1 protein-coding gene is annotated in these 1603 nt (G+C 41.2%); it reads left to right on the top strand.

Annotated elements, in window-relative coordinates:
• Nucleotides 1-446: 446 nt before the first annotated feature.
• Complete coding sequence (locus tag AN944_RS20920) at nucleotides 447-1454, top strand: S9 family peptidase (protein ID WP_055026577.1); 1008 nt, start codon at nucleotides 447-449, stop codon at nucleotides 1452-1454.
• Nucleotides 1455-1603: the final 149 nt, after the last annotated feature.

Here is a 1603-nt window from a genome sequence, read left to right as displayed (position 1 = left end):
CCCCTTAACAATCCCTCAGCGCTCCGGCGAAATTTAAACAGCAAAATTTCCAACGGAGAATCATCCAGCGTTAACCTTCTTTTGCAGCCCGCTTCGGTAAGCTACAAAAATCACTAACGCTTCCGATGGGACGTCTGATGTATAGGGAATTACGAATATCACGATGGGATGGATGCCAAAGAGTCACCCTTCCCCTCGAAAGCTAGCTGGCATCTTAAGTACAGGATGCACTAACTGCCTTGAAGCACATGGATGTGCGAGAAAGGCCGTGGCCAGACTCATGCGATTTTCTTGCTTACCTCAATTCAAATGGAACATTCGAAAAACCATTAAACTTGAATTTATTAAACAAATTCTCTCCGTTGATTTAATCTTATCAATCACTTAAGCTAGCTGGCCTATTACATACACATCAAAAGAAGTTTAATCACAGACATGGAGTTCACGTGATAAAGTATTTTCTTCTATTTACCTTCTTATTCTCTTCCTTCAGCGCTCAAGCAAATAAGTTAATTAACGATGATAGCGTCAGTAATCAGACAAATTGCTTTAGTACTATTTTTGCTGACTACGATACTTGGCATAAATTCATGGAAGAAAAGTATCGAAAGAAATTAAAAATTGAACACAAATTCAATAAAGCATTATCACAATTTGATGCCACGTTTGGCACAGAAAAGTTCAATCACTTTAAAGCGAATTTATCTTGTAGCACATTTAGTTATACGGTAAATAATACCGAGGTGATGGGCTATGTCATAAAACCCAAAGAGCCTGAAGCTAAGTTACCCGTTTTAATTTATAACCGCGGTGGTAACGGCAACTTTGGCAGTGTTGTCTTTGGCACGATGATGTACGAATTATTTCCGATTGTAGAGCAAGGCTTTGTCATCATCGGGAGTCAATACCGTGGAGTTCATGTTAAGCAGCCAAGTGCTAAAGATGAATTTGGCGGAAAAGATGTGAGTGACGTTATTGCTCTACTCGATTTAATCCCCAATACTGAAGGCGCAGATCCGCAGCGCATTGGCATGTACGGAGGCAGCCGCGGCGGTATGCAGACACATTTAGCCATGAAACAAGCAAGCGGCATCAAAGCAATTGCTACAATTGCGGGCGTATCAGATTTACAACAAGGGTTACTAGAACGCCCAGAAATGGAAAATGTTTATAAAAAACGAATTCCTTATTATGGGCTCAAAAAAGATGCAGAGTTATCGAAACGCTCTGTTATCAATTGGGTCAATGATTTATCCCCCAATGTACCTATCTTACTGATCCACGGCACCAAAGATAAACGTGTTGCAGCGGACCAATCCATTGTACTTGCTGATGCATTAACCAAATATGATATTCCCCATAAACTGGTGCTTTACCCTGATGACCATTATTTGCGCAACAGCAAAGAAAAGGTCAACTTGGAATTAGTGAACTGGTTTCAAAAGTATCTTTAGACACAGGGGTTACTCAACTTCAACAGAGGGTTACTTATTTCTACTTGTGGAACGTGGCATTTTCCAAACTTCGTTTGGATTAAGGTCAACGTCGTGGCGCTTCGCCCACACCAGAGCTAAGGGGGGAAAGCGCTTGTCCCCCTTAACAA

The sequence above is a fragment of the Shewanella sp. P1-14-1 genome (genome assembly GCF_001401775.1).
Lineage (GTDB): Bacteria > Pseudomonadota > Gammaproteobacteria > Enterobacterales > Shewanellaceae > Shewanella > Shewanella japonica.
This window is presented reverse-complemented; position numbering and strand designations above follow the sequence as displayed.